The 22083-nt window shown below is 61.1% G+C and carries 22 protein-coding genes; 10 read left to right on the top strand and 12 right to left on the bottom strand.

Annotated elements, in window-relative coordinates; all coding sequences use genetic code 11:
• Positions 1-3 precede the first annotated feature (3 nt).
• The 4 genes from ACYVM5_RS15705 to ACYVM5_RS15720 all read right to left on the bottom strand — a co-directional run bounded on the left by ACYVM5_RS15705 (position 4) and on the right by ACYVM5_RS15720 (position 4356).
• Positions 4-573: a hypothetical protein gene (locus tag ACYVM5_RS15705; RefSeq protein WP_460619057.1), complete on the bottom strand. Its 570-nt coding sequence runs from the start codon at positions 571-573 to the stop codon at positions 4-6.
• 113 nt (positions 574-686) lie between these two features.
• On the bottom strand, positions 687-1346 hold the full coding sequence (locus ACYVM5_RS15710) for a hypothetical protein (protein WP_460619058.1): 660 nt from the start codon (positions 1344-1346) through the stop codon (positions 687-689).
• Positions 1347-1563: 217 nt separating this feature from the next.
• Positions 1564-2946, bottom strand: coding sequence for a dicarboxylate/amino acid:cation symporter (locus tag ACYVM5_RS15715; RefSeq protein ID WP_460619059.1), 1383 nt, complete (start codon positions 2944-2946; stop codon positions 1564-1566).
• 159 nt (positions 2947-3105) lie between these two features.
• Complete coding sequence (locus ACYVM5_RS15720) at positions 3106-4356, bottom strand: DUF6799 domain-containing protein (RefSeq protein WP_460619060.1); 1251 nt, start codon at positions 4354-4356, stop codon at positions 3106-3108.
• A 208-nt stretch (positions 4357-4564) separates the two neighbouring features.
• On the opposite strand from ACYVM5_RS15720, the gene ACYVM5_RS15725 reads away from it, so the two are divergent.
• Positions 4565-5569, top strand: coding sequence for an enolase-like domain-containing protein (locus tag ACYVM5_RS15725; protein WP_460619061.1), 1005 nt, complete (start codon positions 4565-4567; stop codon positions 5567-5569).
• Positions 5570-5587: 18 nt separating this feature from the next.
• On the opposite strand, the gene ACYVM5_RS15730 is transcribed toward ACYVM5_RS15725, so the two are convergent.
• The gene (locus ACYVM5_RS15730) at positions 5588-6163 is read right to left on the bottom strand and encodes a DUF6799 domain-containing protein (protein WP_460619062.1); all 576 of its coding nucleotides are present in this window, start codon (positions 6161-6163) and stop codon (positions 5588-5590) included.
• Positions 6164-6320: 157 nt separating this feature from the next.
• On the opposite strand from ACYVM5_RS15730, the gene ACYVM5_RS15735 reads away from it, so the two are divergent.
• Positions 6321-6806, top strand: coding sequence for a MarR family winged helix-turn-helix transcriptional regulator (locus ACYVM5_RS15735; RefSeq protein WP_460619063.1), 486 nt, complete (start codon positions 6321-6323; stop codon positions 6804-6806).
• Between the two features lie 77 nt (positions 6807-6883).
• Positions 6884-7519, top strand: a complete 636-nt coding sequence (locus ACYVM5_RS15740) for a YceI family protein (protein ID WP_460619064.1) — start codon at positions 6884-6886, stop codon at positions 7517-7519.
• Positions 7520-7643: 124 nt separating this feature from the next.
• On the opposite strand, the gene ACYVM5_RS15745 is transcribed toward ACYVM5_RS15740, so the two are convergent.
• The gene (locus tag ACYVM5_RS15745) at positions 7644-8357 is read right to left on the bottom strand and encodes a hypothetical protein (protein WP_460619065.1); all 714 of its coding nucleotides are present in this window, start codon (positions 8355-8357) and stop codon (positions 7644-7646) included.
• 30 nt (positions 8358-8387) lie between these two features.
• Positions 8388-8945 carry a hypothetical protein gene (locus ACYVM5_RS15750; protein WP_460619066.1) on the bottom strand — a complete coding sequence of 186 codons (558 nt, stop codon included), beginning with the start codon at positions 8943-8945 and terminating at the stop codon, positions 8388-8390.
• A gap of 175 nt (positions 8946-9120) precedes the next feature.
• Here ACYVM5_RS15750 and ACYVM5_RS15755 point away from each other — a divergent pair, with 175 nt between their 5' ends.
• From ACYVM5_RS15755 to ACYVM5_RS15775, 5 genes are all read left to right on the top strand, one after another.
• The gene (locus ACYVM5_RS15755) at positions 9121-9402 is read left to right on the top strand and encodes an ATP-dependent Clp protease adaptor ClpS (RefSeq protein ID WP_460619067.1); all 282 of its coding nucleotides are present in this window, start codon (positions 9121-9123) and stop codon (positions 9400-9402) included.
• A 21-nt stretch (positions 9403-9423) separates the two neighbouring features.
• Entirely contained in the window at positions 9424-10038 is a 615-nt protein-coding gene (gene recR, locus ACYVM5_RS15760) for a recombination mediator RecR (protein WP_198068955.1), read from the top strand.
• A 227-nt stretch (positions 10039-10265) separates the two neighbouring features.
• Positions 10266-12281, top strand: a complete 2016-nt coding sequence (locus ACYVM5_RS15765; protein ID WP_460619068.1) for a glycosyltransferase — start codon at positions 10266-10268, stop codon at positions 12279-12281.
• Between the two features lie 113 nt (positions 12282-12394).
• Positions 12395-13618, top strand: coding sequence for a pyridoxal phosphate-dependent aminotransferase (locus tag ACYVM5_RS15770; protein ID WP_460619069.1), 1224 nt, complete (start codon positions 12395-12397; stop codon positions 13616-13618).
• Between the two features lie 138 nt (positions 13619-13756).
• The gene (locus tag ACYVM5_RS15775) at positions 13757-14752 is read left to right on the top strand and encodes a bifunctional heptose 7-phosphate kinase/heptose 1-phosphate adenyltransferase (protein WP_460619070.1); all 996 of its coding nucleotides are present in this window, start codon (positions 13757-13759) and stop codon (positions 14750-14752) included.
• Between the two features lie 75 nt (positions 14753-14827).
• Here ACYVM5_RS15775 and ACYVM5_RS15780 read toward each other — a convergent pair whose 3' ends face one another.
• From ACYVM5_RS15780 to ACYVM5_RS15800, 5 genes are all read right to left on the bottom strand, one after another.
• A complete protein-coding gene (locus tag ACYVM5_RS15780; RefSeq protein ID WP_460619071.1) occupies positions 14828-15037 on the bottom strand; it encodes an alkylphosphonate utilization protein in 210 nt (69 codons plus the stop codon).
• 129 nt (positions 15038-15166) lie between these two features.
• A complete protein-coding gene (gene hemE, locus ACYVM5_RS15785; RefSeq protein ID WP_460619072.1) occupies positions 15167-16192 on the bottom strand; it encodes a uroporphyrinogen decarboxylase in 1026 nt (341 codons plus the stop codon).
• Positions 16193-16310: 118 nt separating this feature from the next.
• Positions 16311-18755 carry an outer membrane beta-barrel protein gene (locus ACYVM5_RS15790; protein WP_460619073.1) on the bottom strand — a complete coding sequence of 815 codons (2445 nt, stop codon included), beginning with the start codon at positions 18753-18755 and terminating at the stop codon, positions 16311-16313.
• A 147-nt stretch (positions 18756-18902) separates the two neighbouring features.
• Entirely contained in the window at positions 18903-19337 is a 435-nt protein-coding gene (locus ACYVM5_RS15795; RefSeq protein WP_460619074.1) for a MarR family winged helix-turn-helix transcriptional regulator, read from the bottom strand.
• A 64-nt stretch (positions 19338-19401) separates the two neighbouring features.
• On the bottom strand, positions 19402-20022 hold the full coding sequence (locus ACYVM5_RS15800) for a MarC family protein (protein ID WP_460619075.1): 621 nt from the start codon (positions 20020-20022) through the stop codon (positions 19402-19404).
• 211 nt (positions 20023-20233) lie between these two features.
• On the opposite strand from ACYVM5_RS15800, the gene purE reads away from it, so the two are divergent.
• On the top strand, positions 20234-20719 hold the full coding sequence (gene purE, locus ACYVM5_RS15805) for a 5-(carboxyamino)imidazole ribonucleotide mutase (protein ID WP_460620191.1): 486 nt from the start codon (positions 20234-20236) through the stop codon (positions 20717-20719).
• Positions 20720-20878: 159 nt separating this feature from the next.
• Complete coding sequence (locus tag ACYVM5_RS15810) at positions 20879-21997, top strand: endonuclease/exonuclease/phosphatase family protein (RefSeq protein ID WP_460619076.1); 1119 nt, start codon at positions 20879-20881, stop codon at positions 21995-21997.
• The last annotated feature ends 86 nt before the right edge of the window (positions 21998-22083 follow it).

Consider the following 22083-nt stretch of genomic DNA (forward strand, 5'->3'; position numbering starts at 1 on the left):
GGGCTACTTGGTAATGGTAAAGACGGGGACGTCCTTCAGGTTGGTGGTAAGCGCCGTGGTAGCGCCGGCCGTGCTGTCTTTGCGCGTGGTGATGGACTTCTGTGTATTGGTGTAGCACGTGCAGCAGCCGTTGCCGTCCAGATTCCCCTGCAACGCTACCTTATCGATGACCAGGGCAAAGGCCGGACGCACCTTGCGCGGAGCCGGGAAATAGCGCACGTAATACTGGTACTGGTCGAGCTTGGCCGTGCTGGTCTGGGCAAACGGTGTGCTGTTATTGATAACAATGGTGTCATAAGCCTGCGCTGCCGTGCGAATCAGTGTAGCGGTTTCGGGCTTTGTGCCCGGGTTGCTGCCGCTGGCCGGAATGATTACCAACGGATAGCGCTGCAGCACAATCGTATCAAGGTCAGTCGCTTTGCCGAAGTCTTTTGCCGAGAAAACCAGTTTGATGGCATCCGCCTGAGCTTCGCCGGGGCAGTCGCACACGTTATTGGCGCAGCAGCCGGGCAGCAGCAGCCCGAGGCCCAAAAGCAGAATGGCAGAAAACCGGGAGGGCAGGAGATGGGTCATGGTAAGCCCAAAGATAAGGCCCGTCGCGCCCACTGCCCGGAACCGGGAGGTAGGGCGCGACGGGCCTTATAATGCTAACTCAGCAGAGGAAAAGCCGTGCGTTAACCCGAGGATTAGCGGCTGCCCGTGACCACCGATGAAGCCGGCAGCGTGGGATTTTCCACGGTGCCACCGGCCATCAGCAGGGGGCGCAGGCGGGTGGTGGCGGTGTCGAGCTGGGGCCGAATCTGGGCCATGGCGCTGCGCAGGGCAATAACATCGGCCAGGCGGGGTGCCGCCGTCTGCGAGTAGCCGTGGTACATGGCCACTTTCACCTCCGAGGTGCCCGTGCCGAGGTAGGAGCCCAGCAGGTTGCCGGCGGCGTCGCTAACCTGTACTTCGGCTTGCAGCGTGGTCTTATACCATTCCAGCGGCACGCCCACTACGGCCGGAATCATGAAGGTGAGTACCTGCAAGCCCTGCACGGCGCGGCCGGTGCGCAGGGTGCGTACCTTCTTCACAATCAGCTTGGCGTAGCCATACGTAGCCGAATCGGTGGGCTCCGTCAAATTTATCCGGCACTCCTGCTGAAATAATTTCAGCGGGTCTTCGGGCAGAGCACCATCGTTCATCGCCAACGGACCCTGGTCGGCCAGAATTTCCAGCGGGGGCAGGCGTTTGGAAATGGCCGCCGATGGCGTGCCTTTCATCATGGTCTTGACCGATACGCAAGCCGGAGCCAGCAACAGCATCGGCGAAAGGGCCAGTAATGCAAGAGGACGGACGATTTTCATAGGCGGAAGGTAGAAATTTATATCGTAAAAATCAAATATTAAAACGAAAAAATGCCTTTGCAAATCCTGTAGCAATGACCCCAAAGGCATGACACAAAATTAGATGATTAATATCAACCAATTGGCATCTGCTCGGTAAAAGGCTCAAAATGCCCCTTGAAAAGCGAAAACTGACCGGCTAGGTTATGTATTCAACTTGGGTATTATTGAAAAAGTTCTATTGCGGAACGGCCGCCGGGTCGGGTCCCTGGTAGCCGTCCACAAATTCTCCTTCCCAACGGGCTACGACGGCCGAAGCTAAACAGTTGCCGAGTACGTTCACGGCCGTGCGGGCCATATCCATCAGGGCATCAATGCCCAATATGATGAACACCGGCCAGGCCGGCAGGTTGAACGAGGCTACCGTAGCCAGCAGAATAACCAGCGAGGCCCGGGGCACGCCTGCCACGCCCTTGCTGGTGAGCATCAGCGTGAACACCATAAGCAACTGCTGGCCGAACGTGAGCGGCACCCCAGCCGCCTGCGCCACAAAAACGGCTGCCAGCGAAAGGTATAGCGTAGTGCCGTCGAGGTTAAACGAATAGCCCGTGGGCATGACAAACGCCACGATGCGGCGCGGAACGCCAATGCTTTCCATTGCTTCCATGGCCCGCGGCAGGGCCGCTTCGCTCGATGTGGTGGCGAAGGCGATGCTCACCGGCTCGGCCACGGCCGCCACAAAGCGGCGCAGCGGCAGGCGGGCAAACAGCGCCACCGGTAGTAGCACCAGCAACACAAAGGCAATGAGCGCCCCATAGAGCGTGAGCAACAGTTGTAACGCGTTGAGCAGCGGGGCGAAACCCATTTTACCCACCGTGTAGGCCAGGGCCCCGCCCACGCCCAGCGGCGCGAAATACATCACCACATTGGTGAACTTGAACATCACTTCCGACAGGCTTTCGCAGAACTCCAGCATCACGCGGCGGGGGCGCTCGGGGGTGAGGGCCAGGCCGATAGCGAAGATGATGGCGAAAATCACCACCTGGAGCACCTGGCCTTCGGCCACCGATTTGGCTATGTTCTCGGGGAAAATGTGCAGGATGATGTCGGCCGCCGTCTGGGGCGCGGCGGCGGTGAGGGCTTCTTCTTTCACGCCAAACTGGCTGATGCCCACGCCGGCTTTGGTTAAGTTGATAGCAGCCAAGCCGATGAAGAGGGCAAACGTGGTAACAACTTCAAAGTAAACCAGCGCTTTCAGGCCCATGCGGCCCACCTGCTTGAGGTCGGCGTGGCCGGCAATGCCCACTACCAGCGTAGCGAAGACCAGCGGCGCAATGATGGTTTTCACGAGGCGTAAGAAGGCGTCACTCAATACTTTGAGGTTCATGGCTACGCCTGGCGCGTCGTGGCCCAGCTCGATGCCTATCAGCATGCTGACCACAATCCAGAGGGTAAGGGAGCGCCGGGGCGCCACGGCGGCGGCAATGGCCAGCAAGGCCAGCCAGCGGGCCGCAACCGGCACCATGGGTGGCAGGGTCAGCGCTTGGGTGGCGGCGAGCACGGTGAGCGCACCAGCCAGCAACACCATAATAGCAACGAGGAGTAAACGGGATTTTGCCATGCAATTGAAAAAGGCCGTGAATACGGAATGAGGCATCAAAGAACGGCATTATCCCGCCAGCAAACCCGACCGTGGCGAAGCCGACCCTTGTACCGACCACAAAAAAACGCCTCGTACCCATCGGCACGAGGCGTTTAGAACCGACCAACCTCGGTGAGGCTACGGCAGCGAGAGCAGGTAGCCGATGGTGAAATTGGGGTCGTAGCCGAACACGAACTGCTGGCAGCCGGTGGCGGTGGCTACAGCCTGGTAGATGTTCAGGCCCGATTTGATTTTAGCCCCGGACAGCTGCGAATAAGCATCGGCGGCTTTCAGCACGGTGTAGGGCTCCTGACCCTGGCGGCTGGTTTTGGCCAGCTCGTAGGGCACGCCGCCGATAACGAAACAGGTGCTGCGCAGCTTGGCAGGTACCTTTTCGGCCTTGGCCTTCACGTCGGCAATTGCCGTGGCGTCGGAGATGTCTTTTTCGTAGTATTTCGAGCCGTAGGTATCCTCTACGTGGGGCTGGCCGCCCGCCAGCCACGCGATTTTGCTGTTGGCCGAGCCCATATCAAGCACAAAGGCTTTATCGGCGAACGGCGTTGGCAGGGCGGCCTTGAGACCCAGGATGCCTTCACGCTCCGGCGTCACGGTGGTCACCACGTACTTGAGCGCCTCCAGCGACTTCACGATGTGGCGCGTCACGTCTGACATGGCCGCGCCGGAACTCACCACGAAATGGATATCGTGCCCGGACACCCCAAAATCGAGCATTTTGCCAATGTAGCTTTTCAGCCCGTTGCGCACATCGTCCTCAGTGGCCATGTTTTCCATCACCAGGCTGTTGCCGAACTCGGCTTTTTCGAGCTTCCAGTTGTGCTTATTGTCAACCCGAATAATAAACAGGTTGAAGCCGCTGGCGCCCAGTTCTACCACGCCTTTCAGTTTGCCATCGACGGGCGCGGTGGGGCGGTAAGTGAAAGTGGGCGCAGCCGGCGGGGCCGGACTAGCCGCAGGAGCAGGAACGGATGCTGGCGCAGAAGCCGGCGCAGGTGCCGCCGGGGCTGCCGACGCCGAAAGAGTGGAGGCGGCAGGGGCAGCTGCTACTTCCGGTTCAGGCGTGGTGTTTTTTCGGATGAATTCCCCGTTCAGGCTCAGCATGTCGCCTTCTTTGAGCTTCACGCGGGTGCCATTGGTGAACACAACGGAACGGGTGAGGTGCTCGACCCGGATTCCATTCGGCAGCGTTACGTCTTTGCTCAACGGCTTTACTTTTTCGCCGGTTTGCACCACCATGGCGCTGTTTTTCACCGCAAACCACGGAATGGAGCTAGTGGCTTTGGTGGCTTCTGCCTGTGCCCGGGCGTGGTGAAACGGCGAAACAAATACCAGAGCGCCAAGCAGAAAAGAAGTGAGTAAGGATTTTTGCATAAAAGAGGATAATGGGTGGGTTTAGGACATAATTACGAAGAATTATGACGCGGCAAAGCTCTGCATATTTCGCTATTCTCCCGATATCTTTTAGCTCAATAGCTCCAAAATCACGCCGAATGGCCAAAAATATTTGGATGCCGTTATCACTTGCTTAATTCCGGCTTCGTTTTTGAGCCAACTTCCCGGGTATTCCGTTATTTCCTTCATGCCTATCTGGACCCTTACCCCGCACCTGCTTCCGCTGCGCTACGTGTGGAAAATCTCCCGTAATGCCTCGGCCACCAAAACCAATCTGGTGCTGCGCGTAGCCGGCCACGACCATCAGGGCACCGGCGAGGCCGCGCCCAATGTCCGTTACGGAGAGTCGCCCGAGTTGCTCCAGCAACAGTTTGCCGACCTGCTGGCCAATGGCCTGGCCGAGGTCACGTCCCTGGCGGAGCTTGATGTTTTGCTGGCGGCCTACCCCGTGGCCCATGCCCTGAGTTTTGCTCTCGAATCGGCCTTGGTGCAATGGCTGGCCGCCTGCGCCGGGCAGCCGGTGTGGCAATGGCTGGGCGTGCCGCCGCCCGCCGCGGCGGTGCCCACGGCGTTTTCGCTGCCCATCATGGAGCCGGGCGCAGTCGCGGGCTTTCTGCGCGAGCAGGATGCCGCCCGCTTTCAGCTATTGAAAATTAAGGTGAACCAGGCCGGCGGCCTCGACTTGCTGCGCGAGGTGGCCCGCGCCCTGCCATGCCACGCCCTGCTGGTGGACGGCAACGAAGCGTGGCCCGATGCCGATAGCGTGCTACGCTTCCAGGAAACCGCTGCCGCTTTACCCGGCCTGTATATAAAGCTGCTGGAGCAGCCGCTGCCCGCCGCCCTCGCCGACGATTACCGCTACCTGTGCCCCCGCAGTAGTGTGCCGCTCATCGCCGATGAGTCGGTGACCGACACGGCCGATTTCGCCGATATTGCTAAGCAATTCAACGGCGTGAACGTGAAGCTGATGAAGGCCGGCGGCTTCCGGCGCGGCATCGACCTGCTACGCCGCACCCGCGCCCACGGCCTGCTGCCCATGCTGGGATGCATGGTGGAAACCAGCGTGGGCATTGCGGCGGCCCTCGAAATTAGCGCCCTGGCCGAGGTGCTGGACCTGGACGGCTTCTTGATTGTGAAGGATGAGCCTTTTGGGCTGGTGCAGGAACAGGCCGGGCTGCTGCGGCGCGCGTAGCGCCGGCCTGTTCGGTTGCTACTTTGGCCCGTTCAATTGCGCATCCAACTGCGTGAGCTGGTCGTCGATGGCTTTGGTGTTAGGCGTGGTGGGCTGGCCCTGGCTGAGTACTTGGACTTTTTGGTTTAGCAGCTCAATCTTTTTGTTGAGCAGCGAAACCTGCATGGCCGGGTCGGAGAAGCCGGGGCCGTGCTGCACGTAGGGCTCGAATTTGGTGCCGGGGGGCGTGGCGGGCGGCGTGCCCTCGCCCCGGGCCGCAGCGGCACTGGCGGGCGTGGCGAATACCACGCCACCGTCGGGCTTCACGTAGTCGCCTTCGTGCAGGGTAATTTTCTTGCCCTGGGGGCTCACCTTGTCGGCGGGCATTTCCACGATGCCGTTTTTGTAGTTGATTTTCACGCCGCTGGGCAGCTTCACGTTTTGGGTGAGGGGCGTGGTCTGGGTGCCTTCGCGGCGCACTACTTCGCCGTTGGTCATCACAAATTGGGTGCGGCTGGTAGTTTGCACCGGAAAGCCCCCGGCCTGGGCCGACGCCAGACGCGGAGTTGTGGCCAGGCAGCCGGCTGCGAGTGCGAGCAGGAAGAAACGATTCATGGCAATAAAAGAATTGGTGAACGTGCAGGGATACGGATTTTAAGCCCCGGCGGTAGGGCGGGAGAGGAGGAAGGCAAAACTTTTTAAAATAAGTTGGAACGATGTTGTGACATTAAATGTATGTACATTATATTTGCATCCGATTCCACTGCCTACCATGCGCATCGAAGACGAAATCAAACAGCCCACTTTCCGCGACGAACACCAGAAGGCCATCATCAACCTGACTTACACGTCCGGCTGGTTGCAACTGCGTCAAGCCACTGCTTTTAAAGAGTTCGGCCTGACCCTGCCGCAATTCAACATTCTGCGCATTCTGCGGGGGCAGCACCCGCTGCCTGCCACCGTGGCGCTGCTCATCGACCGGATGTTGGACAAAACCAGCAACGCTTCCCGCATTGTGGACCGCCTGGAGGAAAAAAAGCTCGTGACCCGCACCATATGCCCGGCCAATCGCCGCGCCGTGGACATCCGCATCACCCCGGCCGGCCTAGAGTTGCTGAAGAGCATTGAGGAATCCGGCGTGATGGAAAAGAATGGCACGCGCTTCCTCAGCCTCGAGGAAGCCCGACAGTTGAACCTCCTGCTCGATAAAATTCGAACCGAAGATGGGGCAACCCCCGACCTGCCTTCCTGCGAGTAGGCATTCGCACGTTTTTTAGTGGCTACCCGGCCACAGCTTAAATCTGATACTTACCTTTTTTTAACTTTTTTCTTCAAATGAAAAAATACCTTTTGCCCGCCCTGTTTGCTGTTGCCACCATCGGCGCAACTTCCGCTGCTTCGGCTCCTAAAGTAGCCACCGTAGCACCCGCCCCCGCTTACAAGCTGCAGCCGCAGCTGAGCACCCTGGGCTGGGAAGGCAAAGCCGTGACCCACGGCCACGTGGGCACCATGCAGTTCTCCGACGGCGAATTGCTCGTGAAAGGCAATTCCATCGTGGGCGGCACCGTGACCGTGGACATGAAGTCGATGAAAGCCACCGACATCAAAGATGCCGAAAGCCACGGCAAATTTGTGGGCCACATGAGCAGCGACGACTTTTTCGGCGTGGCTACGTACCCCACTTCGACCTTTAAAATTGCCAGCGTAACGCCCATCAAAGGCGCCGCCGCTAACGCCGATAACGTGACCATCGCCGGCGACCTGACCATCAAGGGCGTGACGCAGCGCATCAGCTTCCCCGCCAAAGCCGGCGTGAAAGACGGCGTGGCCGCCGCCAGCGGCAAGGTGACCATCGACCGCACCAAGTTCGGCCTGAAATACGGCTCGAAGTCGTTCTTCGAGAGCATCGGCGACAAAGCCATCTACGACACGTTCGACCTGACTTTCAACGTAATCGCCAAGAAAGCCTAAGTTGGGTTCCGGCCGGAACCGGCAACCGGTACTGCCTTTGCAGCCGCGTTGGTTCCGTTCGATAACCCATTAAAAAAGGCCCTGCTAATGTAGCAGGGCCTTTTTTGTTGTTCAGCGTTGAGGTCTAGCGCGGGGAGGTAGCCGGTGCTGGGGTGGCAGTAGGGGCTGTATCCGGTGCCGGCACGGCCGCTGCCGGGGCGGTGGGCGGGGTGCTGGCGCGGAACTCGACGCGCAGCGGCGCGACGGCCGTTTCGCGCAGGCTCATGATGCCGTAGACCGTTTCGCCGGGCTTGATGGTGCGATTGGTGAGGTCGTAGGACTCGAACTCTTTGCGCAGGCTGCTGTTGGCTAGGCCGGCGCCGAGCATGTTGCCGCCGGCCATAAAAATGCCCGTGGGCAGGAACGTGCCGCCAGTAGTAGCGCCGGTGCGTGGGTCGACGGTGCCGCCCACCTGCACGTTGCCAAGCAGATAGAGCAAGTAAATGGCCACGCCCTGGCGCAGGTCGCGGGCGGCGATGGTGGACGGCACCGGCGCGATGGGCCGGTCGCCGTAGAGCAGCGTCAGGTCGCGAGAGAAGTTGATTTCCCGGTCCCAGTTATTGGTGACGCGCACTGCCACAACGTGGTAGCCCTTTTTCATTTCCTTCTTCACGTACTTTTTGTTTGGGCCGCCCAGGCGCAGGGCGTCAAACTGGTAGGCGAAGGAAACCGGCCCGGAGGAAGGCGAGGCGAGGTAGGAGGCAAAGCGCTTGGGCCGGATGGGGGCGTACGAGCCGGCGCAGCTGGTGGCAAGGGCTAGCAGGCCCATTGCACAAAACGTGTTTACACGTTGGTTCATAAAGAAAAGGAAGACAAATGAACCACAAAGCTAGGCCGGGATTTCGAACTTGCGGGGCAAATCGAATTTCAGGTTGTGGCTTTTTTTGCGGCTGTGCAGTTCGCGCAGCACGTCGTCCAGTTCCGACTGGTATTCCACCCACAGGTCTTCGTGCAGGCTTTTGAGAATGAGGGCCGGCAGGCGGGCGGCCAGGCGGGCGGTAGCGTTATAAAAACCGTCCCACACGCTGTCGAACTGGCCCGAGTAATTATCGATGCATTGGCGCAGGATGTAGAGCAGCAGGTCGATTTCGAGCTGCTTGTTTTTGGTGATGCGGCGGGCCCGGGCGGCTTCCTGCACGCCGGCGCGCACGGCTTTCACGAGGCTGCGGTTGAGCAGGCGGCCGGTCACGGCCACGGCAAACAGCTCGTGGATGCGGTCGGCGGTTTCTTCCTGAATCTGGCCAAGGGTCACGTCGGCCAGCAGCTCGAAGCGGAAGGTTTCGTAGAGCTCGGCGTCGCGGCGCACGGCACGGAGCAGCAGGGCTTCCTTTTCGGGCTCGGAGAGGCGTTTGAGGGCTTTTTTAAAATCGGCGGAGGGAACGGGCATGGCAAGCAGGAGCGGAAAATGGGCGGGCCGGCGAAATCTGACGCACCGAAACCGAAAACTACGCCTGAAAACGGCAGGACGCGGGACAAATCTTCGGGAACCGACGAAACGAATAAGACGGATTTGGGGTTATTAATGGCTGCCTCACGCGGGCTTTCCTGCGTAAATTTGCCCTATGAATACCCGTCCGCAAATTGATTACGAAGAAGACGTTCTGCTGCTGGAAGAAGCCGTGGAACTGCGCAACCTGGTGGTGTACAACGACGACATCAACACCTTCGACCACGTCATCAAAACCCTGATGGACGTGTGCGGCCACCAGCCCGAGCAGGCTGAGCAGTGCACCCTGCTCATCCACTACAAGGGCAAGTGCGCCGTCAAAATCGGCACTTACGAGGAGCTGGAGCCCCTTTGCACCGCCATTCACGACCGCGGCATCTCGGCCGACGTCGTTTAGCCATCCATCCTACTCAACTGAATGGAGTTCCCTTCCAAACTGATTGAAAACGCCGTCGGCGAACTTTCGCGCCTGCCCGGCATTGGCCGGAAAACGGCCCTGCGCCTGGCCCTGCACCTGCTGAAAGCCGAAATGGACACCACGGCCACCCTGGCCGAGGCCCTGGCCAAGATGCGCTTCGAAATCACCTACTGCAAAACCTGCCACAGCATCTCTGATGCCGAGGAATGCGGCATTTGCGCCAACAAGCTGCGCGACCATAGCCTGGTCTGCGTGGTGTCGGACGTGCGCGACGTGATTGCCATCGAAAACACCGGCCAGTACAAGGGCGTGTACCACGTGCTGGGCGGCGTGATTTCGCCCATTGAGGGCGTAGGGCCTTCCGATTTGCACATTGATTCGCTGGTGGAGCGGGCTTCGGCCGAAGACTCGGAAGTGCGCGAGGTCATCCTCGCCATCTCGCCCACGATGGAGGGCGACACCACAGCCTTCTACCTCTCGCGCCGCCTGCGCGATTTGCCCAACGTGCACATCAGCACCATTGCCCGCGGCATTCCGATGGGCGGCGAACTGGAATACGCCGACGAAATTACCCTCGGCCGTAGCATCGTCGACCGTTTGCGGCAGGCCCGGTAGGGGCGTAGCGCGGACTTGGTAGTCCGCGATTTCGTGCATCACTTATTCATTGGTCTTCAATCGCGGACTACCAAGTCCGCGCTACATTCTTTAGCCCCGGTGCTACCCAGCGCCGGGGCTTTTTGTCGGCTAACGAGGCCTGTCACAACAAAAGGTTGGGCGCTGAGAACAGGATAGGTTGCTTCGTTGCGCTCGCAATGCCGCTTATGCCCGTAATTTCGCCTTCTGTGGTCAAGCTCTCCGTCGTCATTGTTAATTATAACGTCTGCTATTTCCTGGAGCAGGCGCTGCTCTCGGTGCGGCGGGCCGTGGAGAAGCTGGGCCAGCCGGTGGAGGTGTTCGTGGTCGATAACAACTCGGCCGATGGCTCGGTGGCCATGGTGCGGGCGCGGTTTCCGGAGGTCATCCTCATTGCCAACCGCGACAATCCCGGCTTCTCGAAAGGCAACAACCAGGCCCTGCGCCGCGCCACCGGCCAGTACCAACTGCTGCTGAACCCCGACACCGTGGTGGAGGAAGATACCTTCAGGGCCTGCTGCGATTTCATGGACGCGCACCCCGACTGCGGTGGCCTGGGCATCAAAATGCTCGACGGTCAAGGCAAATTCCTGCCCGAAAGCAAGCGCGCCCTGCCCACGCCGGCCGTGGCGTTTTATAAGATGTTCGGGCTGGCGAGTGTTTTTCCGAAGTCGCGCACCTTCGGGCGCTACCATCTGGGCTTTCTCGACAAGGAAGAAACCCACGAAATTGAGGTGCTCAGCGGGGCCTTCATGCTGCTGCGCAAGGCCGCTTTGGATGAGGTGGGGCTGCTTGACGAAGACTATTTCATGTACGGCGAGGACATCGACCTCTCGTACCGCCTCACGCAGGGCGGCTGGAAAAACTATTATTTCCCCGGCACCCGCATCATCCATTACAAGGGCGAAAGCACGAAGCGCACCAGCGTAAACTACGTGTTTGTGTTTTACCGGGCGATGGTGATTTTTGCCCAGAAGCACTTCGCACCGGGTCGGGCGGGCCTGTTTTCGCTGCTGATAAATGCGGCCATCTGGCTGCGGGCCGGCGCGGCCGTGGCTGAGCGTTTGGCCGTGCGCGCCGCTCCGCTGCTGCTCGATGCCGGCTTGATTTGGGGCGGCATGTACTTCCTGAAAACCTACTGGGAGCACAACCACAAATTTGTGCCGGGCGCGTACCCGCCGCAATACATGGCGGTAGCCGTGCCGGCCTACATCGCGGTCTGGCTCACTTCGGCCTACCTCAGCGGGGGCTACGACCAGCCGGTGCGCACCTCGCGGGTGGTGCGCGGCATCTTCATCGGCACGCTGCTGATTTCGGCGGCTTCGAATTTCTTGGATGCTTGGCGGTTTTCCAAGGCGCTCATTATTCTGGGCGGGGCCTGGGCTGTAGCCGCACTGGTGGGCCGGCAGCTGGTGGCCCACTTCATCAAGTATAAAAACCTGCATCTGAGCGAGCGGCGGCAGAAAAACATTGCTATTGTAGGCTCCGGCCCCGAAAGCCGCCGCGTGCGCCAGCTGCTGGACGCCGCCCAGGTATCGGCCCGCGTAATCGGCTACGTGAGCGTGGGGGAGGACCTTGCCACTGGGGTGCCGGTCCCCGCCGATGACCATTCGCTCAGTCATTCCCTCACGCAGTCCCTCATCGAGCCGCTGGGCGAGTTGCGCCAGCTCGACGATATTATCCGCCTCTATGCGCTTAATGAGCTGATTTTTTGCGGCAAGGACTTGGCCGCGAGCCAGATTATCGCCCTCATGCTGGGCCTGCCTGCCGAGCCACCCGTGGCCTACAAAATCCTGCCCGAAGACAGCCAGTACATCATCGGCAGCAGCAGCAAAGACTCGCCCGGCGACTACTACACCCTCGACATTGCCCTCAACCTCTACCAGCCCCAGCAGGCCCGCGCCAAGCGCCTGCTCGACCTGCTCACCAGCGTCGGCCTGCTGGCGCTGAGCCCGGTGCTGGTCTGGTTTCAGTCGAGAAAGACCGGGTTCCTGCGTAACTGTGCGTCGGTACTGCTCGGCCGCCGCACCTGGGTAGGCCTGCGCCACCTCGATGGCCCGGCCCGCGCCGTGCCCGCCGTGCTCTCGCCCGCCGATGCGGCCGATTCCGCTGCGCCTCTCAACGAGGTGACGCTTCGCCGCTTGGAGCTGCTCTACGCCAAAGACTACGAGCCCGGCACCGACCTGAGCGTGCTATGGCGCTGCTGGCGCCAACTGGGGCAGTAGTGCTGTAGCGCGGACTTTTAGTCCGCGACTGGAACCTTTGGACTCGCGGACTACAAAGTCCGCGCTACTGCGCTGCTGCCGTACCTTTGCCGTCCTACTCACCGTTGCTCAATATGCCCGATACCGCCACCCTCGCGCCCGTTTCGCCGCTCTCGCACCGCCTGCTGGCGATGAACGAGTCGGCCACCATCGCCATGGTCAAAAAAGCCCGCGAGCTGATGGCCAAGGGCATCGACATCATCAACCTGAGCTTCGGCGAACCCGATTTCCAAACCCCGCAATACATCAAGGACGCCGCCAAGCAGGCGCTCGACGATGGCTACACCTTCTATACGCCCGTGCCCGGCATCCCGGAATTGCGGCAGGCCATCTGCGACAAATTCAAGCGCGACAACCAGCTCGATTTCCAGCCCAACCAGATTGTGGTGAGTACAGGGGCCAAGCAGGCCCTGGCCAACGCCGTGCTCAGCCTGGTCAATCCGGGCGAGGAAGTCATCGTATTCGCGCCCTACTGGGTGAGCTACGAGGAGATGGTGAAGCTGGCCGAAGGCGTGCCCGTGACGCTGGTGGGCACCCTCGAAAACGAGTACAAGGTGACCGCCGCGCAGCTCGAAGCCGCCATCACGCCGCGCACTAAGCTCATCATGTATTCTTCGCCCTGCAACCCCACGGGTGCGGTTTTCAGCCGCGAAGAGCTGGGCGAAATCGCCGAGGTGCTGGCCCGTCACCCGCAGGTGTACGCCCTGGCCGATGAGATTTACGAGTACATCAATTTCGTGGGCGAACACGCCAGTCTGGCCAATTTTGATGAAATTAAAGACCGGGTTATCACCGTCAACGGTTTTTCGAAAGGCTACGCCATGACGGGCTGGCGCTTGGGCTACCTGGCCGCCCGGCCGGATGTCGCCGCCGCCTGCGAGAAGATGCAGAGCCAGATTACGTCCGGCACCTGCTCCATTGCCCAGCGGGCGGGCCTGGCCGCCTTGCGCGGCGGCCGGTCTTCGGCCGATGAGATGGTGGCTGCCTACCGCCGCCGCCGCGATTTGGTGCTGGATATCGTGAAGGACATTCCCGGCTTCAACACGCCCACGCCCAGCGGTGCATTCTACATTTTTCCCGAAGTTTCGGCTTATTTCGGCCGCACCGCGCCCGACGGCAGCACCATTGCATCGTCAATGGATTTGGCCCTGTACCTGCTGAATGATGCGCACGTCTCGGCCGTGTCGGGCGATGCATTTGGCGCGCCGGAGTGCATGCGCTTCAGCACCGCCGCCGCCGATGATAAGCTGGTGGAAGCGTTTCGGCGCATCAAAGCCAGCCTGGCGAAGCTGGCGTAATTATACGCGTCATGCAGAGCGCAGCGAAGCATCTCGCGTGCTCAAGTTAATTCAACCGATTGAGTTAGTTAAAGCACGCGAGATGCTTCGCTGCGCTCTGCATGACGTTCTTTCGGGCGTCGTAAATTCAGCGAACCCTTGCGCGAAACTTCCCTCACCGACCTTTTCAACGATTTCAACAACCTGCGCGTCCTCATCATCGGCGATGTGATGGTGGATGCCTACGTATGGGGCCGCGCCACGCGCCTCTCGCCCGAGGCCCCCGTGCCCGTGGTGCACGTGGCCCGCACCGAAAACCGCCTTGGCGGGGCTGCCAACGTGGCCCTGAACGTGCAGGCCCTCGGGGCCACGCCGCTGCTCTGCGCCGTGATTGGCGATGACGCCGGCGGCGTGCAGCTGCTGGACCTGCTGCACGCCCACGACCTGCCCGCCGATGGCCTCATTCGCAGCGCGGCCCGGCCCACCACCGTGAAGCAGCGCATCCTCGCCCACGGCCAGCAGCTGCTGCGCATCGATTCGGAAATCGAAACCGACCTCAACGATGCGGAAGCCGACCAACTCCTGGCCGCCTACGACGACCTGCTGGCCCGCGCCGACGTGGTGATTTTTGAGGACTACGACAAGGGCGTGCTCAGCGAAGCCATTATTACGGAGTGCATTGCCCGCGCCCGCCAGCGTGGCATCCCCACGGTGGTGGACCCCAAAAAGAAGAATTTCCTGGCCTACCGCCACTGCACCCTCTTCAAGCCCAACCTGAAAGAGCTGCGCGAAGGCCTGAAGCTGGAATTCGGCGAGCCTAACATCGACCGCGCTGGTTTCGAGGCCGCTGTGGCCCGGCTGCGCGAAGTGCTGACGCCCGAAATCGTGCTGGTGACGCTGAGTGAATACGGCGTATTTGCTCAGCAGAAAGCAGAGAAAACCTACCTGCCGGCCCACCTGCGCACCATTTCCGACGTGTCGGGTGCGGGCGATACCGTTATCAGCATCGCGGCACTGTGCGTGGCGCTGGGCCAGCCGGCGGCCTTCACGGCGGCGCTGGCCAACCTGGGCGGCGGGCTGGTGTGCGAGCAGGTGGGCGTGGTGCCCGTAGAGAAACAGCGGCTGCTGGAAGAAGCCGTAGAGGCGGGGTTGTAGCGCGATAGTAGCGCGGACTTTGTAGTCCGCGACCCCGAACAATTTGCAAACTGAGCGGGCTCGCGGACTACATTATCACGCCTTCTTCAGAAACTCGGTTTTGAGCACCATGGTGCTGCCGCCGGCGCGGCCTTCGATTTCGGCGGCGCTGTTGGTGAGCCGGATGTTTTTGACCAGCGTGCCGCGCTTGAGCGTGAGCGAGGAGCCCTTCACCTTGAGGTCTTTGATAATAGTGACCGAGTCGCCTTCGGCGAGCAGGGAGCCGTTGCTGTCTTTTACGTCCATTGCAATACCAAAAATTTAGGATTTGACCTGTCATCCTGAGCGCAGCGAAGGACCTTATCACGTTAGAGATATGTAAATTTCTAACGTGATAAGGTCCTTCACTGCGCTCAGGATGACAGGTGAGTTATATTACCCCCGCCAGGCCTTCACTGTTTTCACGAAGACGCGCACGTTATCCGGATTGGTATCCGGATAGACGCCGTGGCCGAGGTTGGCGATGTGGGGGCCGCCGGCGAACTGGCGCATCATGGCTTCGGTGGCGGCTTTCACCTGCTCGGGGGTGCCGTAGAGGGCGCAGGGGTCGAGGTTGCCTTGCAGGGTTTTGTCGCCGGCTTCGGTGCGGACCTGGCTGGGGGTCTGGTTCCAGTCGAGCCCTATCGTGCGGCAGGGCATGGCGGCGAACTCGGGCACGGCCCACCAAGCGCCTTTGGCGAATACCGTGACGGGTACGAGCGGGGCCAGGGCTTCGCAGATTTCGGCGATGTAGCGGGCCGAAAATTCGGTGTAGTGCACGGGCGGCAGGATGCCAGCCCACGAATCGAACACCTGCACCACCTGGGCACCGGCCGCAACCTGGGCTTGCAGGTAGGCGATGGTGGTGGCGGTGATTTTGGCCAGCAGGCGGTGGGCCAGGGCGGGCTCTTTGTAGAGGAAGCCGCGGGCTTTGCTGAAAGTTTTGGAGCCGTGGCCCTCAATCATATAGGCCAGAATAGTGAAGGGCGCGCCCGCGAATCCGATGAGCGGCACGCGGCCGTTGAGGGCTTTTTTGGTGATGCGCAGCGCTTCGAGCACGTAGCCGAGGCCTTCTTCGGGGTCGGGGATGCGGAGCTTGTCGATGTCCGCCGCCGTCTTGATGGTGGTGGGGAAGAGGGGGCCGCGGGCTTCCACCATTTCGTAGGGCAGGCCCATGGCGTCGGGCACCACGAGGATGTCGGAGAAGATGATGGCGGCGTCCACGTCCAGCGCGTCGATGGGCTGAATGGTGACTTCGGCGGCCAGCTCGGGGGTTTCCACCAGCTCTTTGAAGCCGGAGAGGCGGGCGCGCAGGGCGCGGTATTCGGGCAGGATGCGGCCGGCCTGGCGCATGAGCCAGACGGGGGTGCGCTCGGTGGCTTCGCCCCGGGCGGCACGCAGGAAAAGGTCGTTTTTCAGCATAAGGAAGCGCAAAGGTACACCCGGCGGCCCGGTGCTTTTTTCGCCGTGCCGAAAAGTCTACCCCCACGAAAAGCGGCCCTGCTGAACGGTGTCTAACTTGCCCAAGCTGCCCGGCAGCTTAGCCGGCGCGGCGCTTTTCGTCCTCGGCCCCGCCGCTGCGGCGGCGCGAGGGAGCCAGCTTGTCATTACCAAAACGGTAGCTGAACGCGAGGGTCACGAAGCGGCTATCGCGGCGCTGGTAGAAACGCTCCACGTAGTTGTCGTAGGTCGAAGTGACGTGTACCGGCCGCGTGTAGAGGATGTCCGCCATGGTCAGTTTCAGGCTGCCCTTGCGGTCCCACAGGCCTTTTTGCAGGCCGGCACTCACTTCGCCGTTGGGCTGCTGCACAAGAAAGCCGTACACCTGCTGCGACTCGTAGCTGCCGTTCAGCTCGGCGGTCCAGCCCTTGCCGAAGGTGAAGGTGTGGTTCGACGTCAGCTCCACGCTCACGCCGCCGCGGTTGAGGTTGGTGCCGGCCAGCTCGCCAGTGAAGCGGTTGTAGTACAGCACCGCGTTGTTGTACACTTTCCACCATTTGGTAATGTCCACCGGGGCCGTCAGGGTGAGGGCGTAATAATGCTGCTGCGAGAGGTTACGCGTGGTGGCGAGCACCGTGCTGTCGGTTTCGGGCTGCACCACGCCGATGAGCGGGTTGGTGGTGCGGCTGTAGCTTAGGCCCAAGCTGTACTTCTGCCGGAAGGTGTGCGTGAGCTCGAAATTGTAGCTGGTTTGGGGCAGCAGGGTGGGGTTGCCGCTGCCAAAGGTGGTCCGGTCGATGATTTGGCGGAAGGGGTTGAGCTGCCCGTAGCTGGGCCGGTCGATGCGGCGGCTGAGCGACAAGGCCAGTTCGTGGTTCTCGCTAAGCTGGCGCTTAATGGCCGCGCTCGGAAACAGCTGGAAGTAATTGCGGGTGAAATCCTTAAACTCCACTTCGCGGTCCTGCTGGCCCACGGCATGGGTATGTTCGCCACGCAGGCCGGCCTGCAGGGTCAGTTTTGGCTTGCTGTAGCTCAGGTTCGCGTAGCCGGCATTGATGTTTTCGTCGTAGCGAAAGCGGTTTGAGCGGTTCAAATCCAGCAGGTTATTCGTGAAAAACTTCAGGTCATTATCCGCCGTCACGAGGCTGGACTTGGCCCCCAGTTCCAGCCGCAACTCCCTGCTGAGCGGGTGCGTGTAGTCCACCTTCGCCGACTGAATAGCCAAACGTCCCTCCTGGTCGCTGCTGCTGGCCTGGTCGGGCTCGTTCACCAAATAGGTGGTCAGCAGCTGGTCGCGGCTGGAGCGGTAACGGGCGTAGTCCACGTCGGCCGTGAGCTCCTGCGCGCCAAACGCATTGGTGTAGGTATGCCGAAAGTTGAGGTTGCCCGCCACATTGCCCGAAAGTCCCGTGCTCGTATTGACGGAGTTATAGCTCTGGGTTGTGCCGCGCACCAGGTCGTGCAGCACCGAAAAGTTGGTGCCGTCGGCCGAGTTGTGGTTGTCGAGGCCGCTCACGACCACGCCCACCGTCGTGCGCTCCGACAAGTTGTAGTCGAGGCCGCCGCGCCAGCTCTGCGAGCGTTGCTGGTTGGGCACGCGGTTGTCCTGGTCGGTGGTGCCGGTCAGTGGTCGGTCGGCGCCCACCGGCCGGCCATAAAAGTCGCGGTGAATGGTGAGCTGGGCCAGCCCCGAACGGTCGGCGTAGTTGTAAGCGCCGAAAAGGTTGAGGTTTTTCTGGCGGTGGTTCAGGCTCAGGCCGCTCGTGTATTTGTTGTACTGGCTGCGGCCGTAGGTCAGGTTAAGGGTGCCGTTGGTGCCCAGGCGCTGGTCTTTCTTGAGGTTGATGGCAATGATGCCGGCGCCGCCCTGCGCGTCGTACTTGGCCGGTGGGTTGGTTATCAGCTCGATGCTCTTCAACTGTTCGGCTGGTAGCGCCCGCAGGTAGTCGGCCAGCTCGGTGCCCGTCATGGGCTGGCGCTTGCCGTCGATGAGCACCAGCACGCCTTGCCGGCCGCGCAGGGCCAGGTTGTCGCTGCCATCCACGGTCACGCCCGGCGAGCGACGCAGCACGTCCAGCGACGTGTTGCCGGCCGCAAGCGTCGAGCCCTCCACGTTCACAATGGTGCGGTCAGCCTCGTGCTCGTACAGCGGTTTTTGGCCCACTACCGTCACTTCTTTTAGCTGCGTGGCGGCGCTGGTCGTCAGCAGCATCGCGGGCAGTTCCACGGCCTGGTCCGTCACTTCAAATGGCGTGGTCCATTGCCGCCCAAAGCCCACCTGCGCCGCCGAAACCAGGTAGCGCCCCGCCGCGGCCCGCTCAAACAAAAAGGCCCCCTGCGCGTCGCTGAACTCGGTTTTGACCACCGTTGAGTCGGTGGCCCGGTGCAGGGTAACGGTGGCAAATTCAACGGGCTTGCTGCCGGCGCTTTGCACCTTGCCGCGCACGGCGGTGCCCGTTTGGGCCCGGGCCGGCTGCCCGTTTAGCAGCCCAATCATCAGCATCAACAGACTGGCAACAGCAGACGGAAAGAGGTGACGTTTCATAGTGAAATGGAATTGCAGAGAAAAAGATGACAGTCAGGGAAAGCAGTTTGAGGGAAAACAAACAAAAGATTATGACATATCATAAAGGTTGCACGGTGCTGCGTTTGCCAGCGGCCTGTAGGCTAATGGGCTTTCCAGAAAAGTGCGTTACTCGGCGGCTGGCGTGCAGTTGAGTGCAATGCGCTCCAGCACCTGTTGCAGCAAAGTCAGGTCGGCGGCCGAAATGCCGGCCAGCGCCAGCGCCCGGTTGCTTAGTACAATGGGCTGCACGGCGGCCAGCATGCGGTGGCCGTCTTCCGTCACCCGCAGCCGGGTGCGGCGGCCGTCGTGCGGCAGGGGCACGGCCGAGAGCAGGCCCCGCTTCAGCAACAGGCTCAGCATGCGCGCCACCGAGGCCTGGTCTTTGAATACCCTCTCCGCGATTTCCTGCTGGGTTAGGTCGTCGTGTTCCAGCAGCACTTGCAGCACCAGCCATTGGTCGATGGTGATGTCCAGCCCGGCCCGGTCGATGTTGGCCTGGGCCAGCCGCCGGTAGCTGCGAATGGCCTTATCAAGCGAATAGAAGATGACGGAGTTAAGCATGGGCGGGGCAAAAGTAGCGCGGGCGGATGCGGATGCAGTTCGCCTTATCCAGCTGACAACTGACTTACCGCGTCAGCCCCGGAAACAGCACGCCGATGGCCGAAGCCAGAAAATTGACCCCGATGGCCAGCGTGATAAAGCCCATGATGCGTGACATGGCCGCCATGCCAGGCTTGCCCAGCACTCGCGTGAGGCGTAATGAAAAAATTAGGACAATGAAAGCAGCCAATGCCACCAGCACGAAGCCGGCCACGGTCATGGCCTTGTCGACGTAGGTGGGGCGAATCAGGCCGATGCAAATGGCCATCGAGCCCGGCCCCGAGAGCATGGGCATGGCCAGCGGCGTGAAGCTGATGTCGTCCTTCTGCTTGCTTTCTTCGAGGGCTTCGGGGCCTACCCGGTCGCGGTTGCCGCCGGGCGTGAGCAAATCGAACGCCGAGCGGATGAGCAGAATGCCGCCCGCGATGCGCAGGTGCTGAATATTAATGCCGAAGAAATTCAGAATATACTGTCCCCCGAAGAAGGCCACGCTCAACACGGCCACCATGTAGATGCAGGCGCGCAGGGCCGTGCGGGCGCGTTCGGAGGCGCGGTCGTCGGCCGTGAGGGTGAGGAAAACCGGCATCGCCCCGAACGGATTGACGATGGAAAACAGGGTGGTGAAGGTGGCGAGCAGAATTTCCATAGGCAACAAAGGTAGGAGAAGGGGCGGACCGGACAGAAAAGCCCTATTTTGCCGCTTCAACGGCGGCTCTTGGTCCGCCCATTGCCGGCGTAGGCCGGTTTTTCGCCCTTCTTGTTCTTTTCGCCGAATGATTCCTGACGCTACTCCTGCCGCCGCTCCGAGCGGTGCCGACGACCGACCCACCACCGAAATTCCCTTGGTGGGCATTATTATGGGGTCGCGGTCCGATTTGAAAATTATGTCGGCTGCTGCTGAAGTGTGCCGCCAGTTTGGGGTGCCCTACGAAATCACGCTGGTGTCGCCGCACCGCACGCCGCACCGCATGGTAGAGTACGCCGAAAGCGCCCGCAAGCGCGGCCTGCGCGTGCTGATTGCGGGTGGGGGCGGGGCGGCCCACCTGCCGGGCATGGTGGCCGCGTTCACCATTCTGCCCGTGATTGGGGTGCCTATTAATAGCACGCTGTCCATTCAGGGGCTCGATTCGATTCTTAGCATGATTCAGATGCCGGCCGGCACCCCCGTTGCTACCGTGGGCCTCGACAACGCCGCCAATGCCGCCGTGCTGGCCATTCAAATGCTGGCCATCGGCAACGCCCGGCTGGCCGATGCGCTGGAGAAGTACCGTACCGCCCTCAAGGACCGGGTGATGCGGACCATTGAGGAACTGCGCAAGGGCGGGTTTCAGGATGATGTGTAGGCCATTTTGTTTTCCAAATCTGTCATCCTGAGCGCAGCGAAGGACCTTATCACCGCTGAGTAAATTGTTCAGACGCGATAAGGTCCTTCGCTGCGCTCAGGATGACAGCTGCTCGTTGCCGCTTCGCTTGTTTACAAATCCCACCCGCTTCCCCTGTTAATGCCCACTTTTCTTTCTGCAATGCTGACCACCGGCCACTGGGCGGTATGGATAATTGGCGGCGCGGGCCTGCTCGTGACGCTGCTGCCCGTGTTCCGCCAAACCGCGTGGTGGATTCGCATCTGCGACTTTCCGCGCCTGCAAATTGTGGCGGCGCTGCTGCTGAGTTTGAGCGCGGCGCTGGCGCTGCCCACGCCGCGCAGCTTCGGCAACAGCCTGTTTGTGGTGAGTCTGGCGGTGGCGGTGGTGTACCAATTCAGCCGCATCTGGCCCTACACGCCGCTGCACCGCAAGCAGGTGTCCGATGCCAGCCGCCCGGCCAGCGACGATGCCCACCACCTGAGCATCATCGTGGCCAATGTGCTGATGTATAACCGGGATGCCTCGCGCCTGCTGGGCCACATCACGCATCTGCGGCCCGATGTGGTGCTGGCCGTGGAAACCGACGACTGGTGGCTAAGCCAGCTCCAGCGCATCGAAAAAGACTACCCGTACACCTGCCACGCCCCGCTGCCCAATACGTACGGCATGCTGGTGTTCTCGCGCCTGCCGCTGGTGGAACCGCGGATTCACTACATTCTCGACCCCGATATTCCGTCGTTTCACGGCTGTGTGCGGCTGCCCAGCGGCCTCACCGTCAATCTGCACTTTCTGCATCCCAAGCCACCGGCCCCGCAGGAATCGAAAACCAGCGCCCGCCGCGATGCGGAATTGCTGGTGGTGGGCAAGGTCATTCAGCACCACGACGGCCCCACCATCGTGGCCGGCGACCTCAACGACGTGGCGTGGTCGCACACGTCGGAGCTGTTCCGGCGGCTGTCGCGGCTGCTCGACCCGCGCATCGGGCGGGGCCTGCTGCCCACCTTCCACGCCGATTACAAGCTGCTGCGCTGGCCGCTTGACCACGTGTTTCACTCGGCCCACTTCCGCTTGCAGGACCTGCGCCGCCTTACCCACATCGGCTCCGACCACTACCCCATCTACATCCGCCTCAGTTACGAGCCCCAAGGCTGGCAGGAGCAGGAAAACGAGCTCGAAGCCGCCGACTCTGACGACCATCAGGAGGCCGAGGAGAAGATTGAAGAAGGCGTGGAGGACGTGGCGGCGGGCAATGATTAATGCGGGCCGAAGGGGTATCAAAAAAAAGAACGTCATGCCGAGCAAAGTCGAAGCATGACGTTCTTTTTTGGGGCAGCGCGGATAAT

It is taken from the genome of Hymenobacter ruber (genome assembly GCF_054783255.1).

Coding starts and splice junctions, on each gene's coding strand:
- ACYVM5_RS15705 (WP_460619057.1), bottom strand. CDS start 573: ATGACCCATCTCCTGCCCTCCCGGTTTTCTGCCATTCTGCTTTTGGGC.
- ACYVM5_RS15710 (WP_460619058.1), bottom strand. CDS start 1,346: ATGAAAATCGTCCGTCCTCTTGCATTACTGGCCCTTTCGCCGATGCTG.
- ACYVM5_RS15715 (WP_460619059.1), bottom strand. CDS start 2,946: ATGGCAAAATCCCGTTTACTCCTCGTTGCTATTATGGTGTTGCTGGCT.
- ACYVM5_RS15720 (WP_460619060.1), bottom strand. CDS start 4,356: ATGCAAAAATCCTTACTCACTTCTTTTCTGCTTGGCGCTCTGGTATTT.
- ACYVM5_RS15725 (WP_460619061.1), top strand. CDS start 4,565: ATGCCTATCTGGACCCTTACCCCGCACCTGCTTCCGCTGCGCTACGTG.
- ACYVM5_RS15730 (WP_460619062.1), bottom strand. CDS start 6,163: ATGAATCGTTTCTTCCTGCTCGCACTCGCAGCCGGCTGCCTGGCCACA.
- ACYVM5_RS15735 (WP_460619063.1), top strand. CDS start 6,321: ATGCGCATCGAAGACGAAATCAAACAGCCCACTTTCCGCGACGAACAC.
- ACYVM5_RS15740 (WP_460619064.1), top strand. CDS start 6,884: ATGAAAAAATACCTTTTGCCCGCCCTGTTTGCTGTTGCCACCATCGGC.
- ACYVM5_RS15745 (WP_460619065.1), bottom strand. CDS start 8,357: ATGAACCAACGTGTAAACACGTTTTGTGCAATGGGCCTGCTAGCCCTT.
- ACYVM5_RS15750 (WP_460619066.1), bottom strand. CDS start 8,945: ATGCCCGTTCCCTCCGCCGATTTTAAAAAAGCCCTCAAACGCCTCTCC.
- ACYVM5_RS15755 (WP_460619067.1), top strand. CDS start 9,121: ATGAATACCCGTCCGCAAATTGATTACGAAGAAGACGTTCTGCTGCTG.
- recR (WP_198068955.1), top strand. CDS start 9,424: ATGGAGTTCCCTTCCAAACTGATTGAAAACGCCGTCGGCGAACTTTCG.
- ACYVM5_RS15770 (WP_460619069.1), top strand. CDS start 12,395: ATGCCCGATACCGCCACCCTCGCGCCCGTTTCGCCGCTCTCGCACCGC.
- ACYVM5_RS15780 (WP_460619071.1), bottom strand. CDS start 15,037: ATGGACGTAAAAGACAGCAACGGCTCCCTGCTCGCCGAAGGCGACTCG.
- hemE (WP_460619072.1), bottom strand. CDS start 16,192: ATGCTGAAAAACGACCTTTTCCTGCGTGCCGCCCGGGGCGAAGCCACC.
- ACYVM5_RS15790 (WP_460619073.1), bottom strand. CDS start 18,755: ATGAAACGTCACCTCTTTCCGTCTGCTGTTGCCAGTCTGTTGATGCTG.
- ACYVM5_RS15795 (WP_460619074.1), bottom strand. CDS start 19,337: ATGCTTAACTCCGTCATCTTCTATTCGCTTGATAAGGCCATTCGCAGC.
- ACYVM5_RS15800 (WP_460619075.1), bottom strand. CDS start 20,022: ATGGAAATTCTGCTCGCCACCTTCACCACCCTGTTTTCCATCGTCAAT.
- purE (WP_460620191.1), top strand. CDS start 20,234: ATGGGGTCGCGGTCCGATTTGAAAATTATGTCGGCTGCTGCTGAAGTG.
- ACYVM5_RS15810 (WP_460619076.1), top strand. CDS start 20,879: ATGCCCACTTTTCTTTCTGCAATGCTGACCACCGGCCACTGGGCGGTA.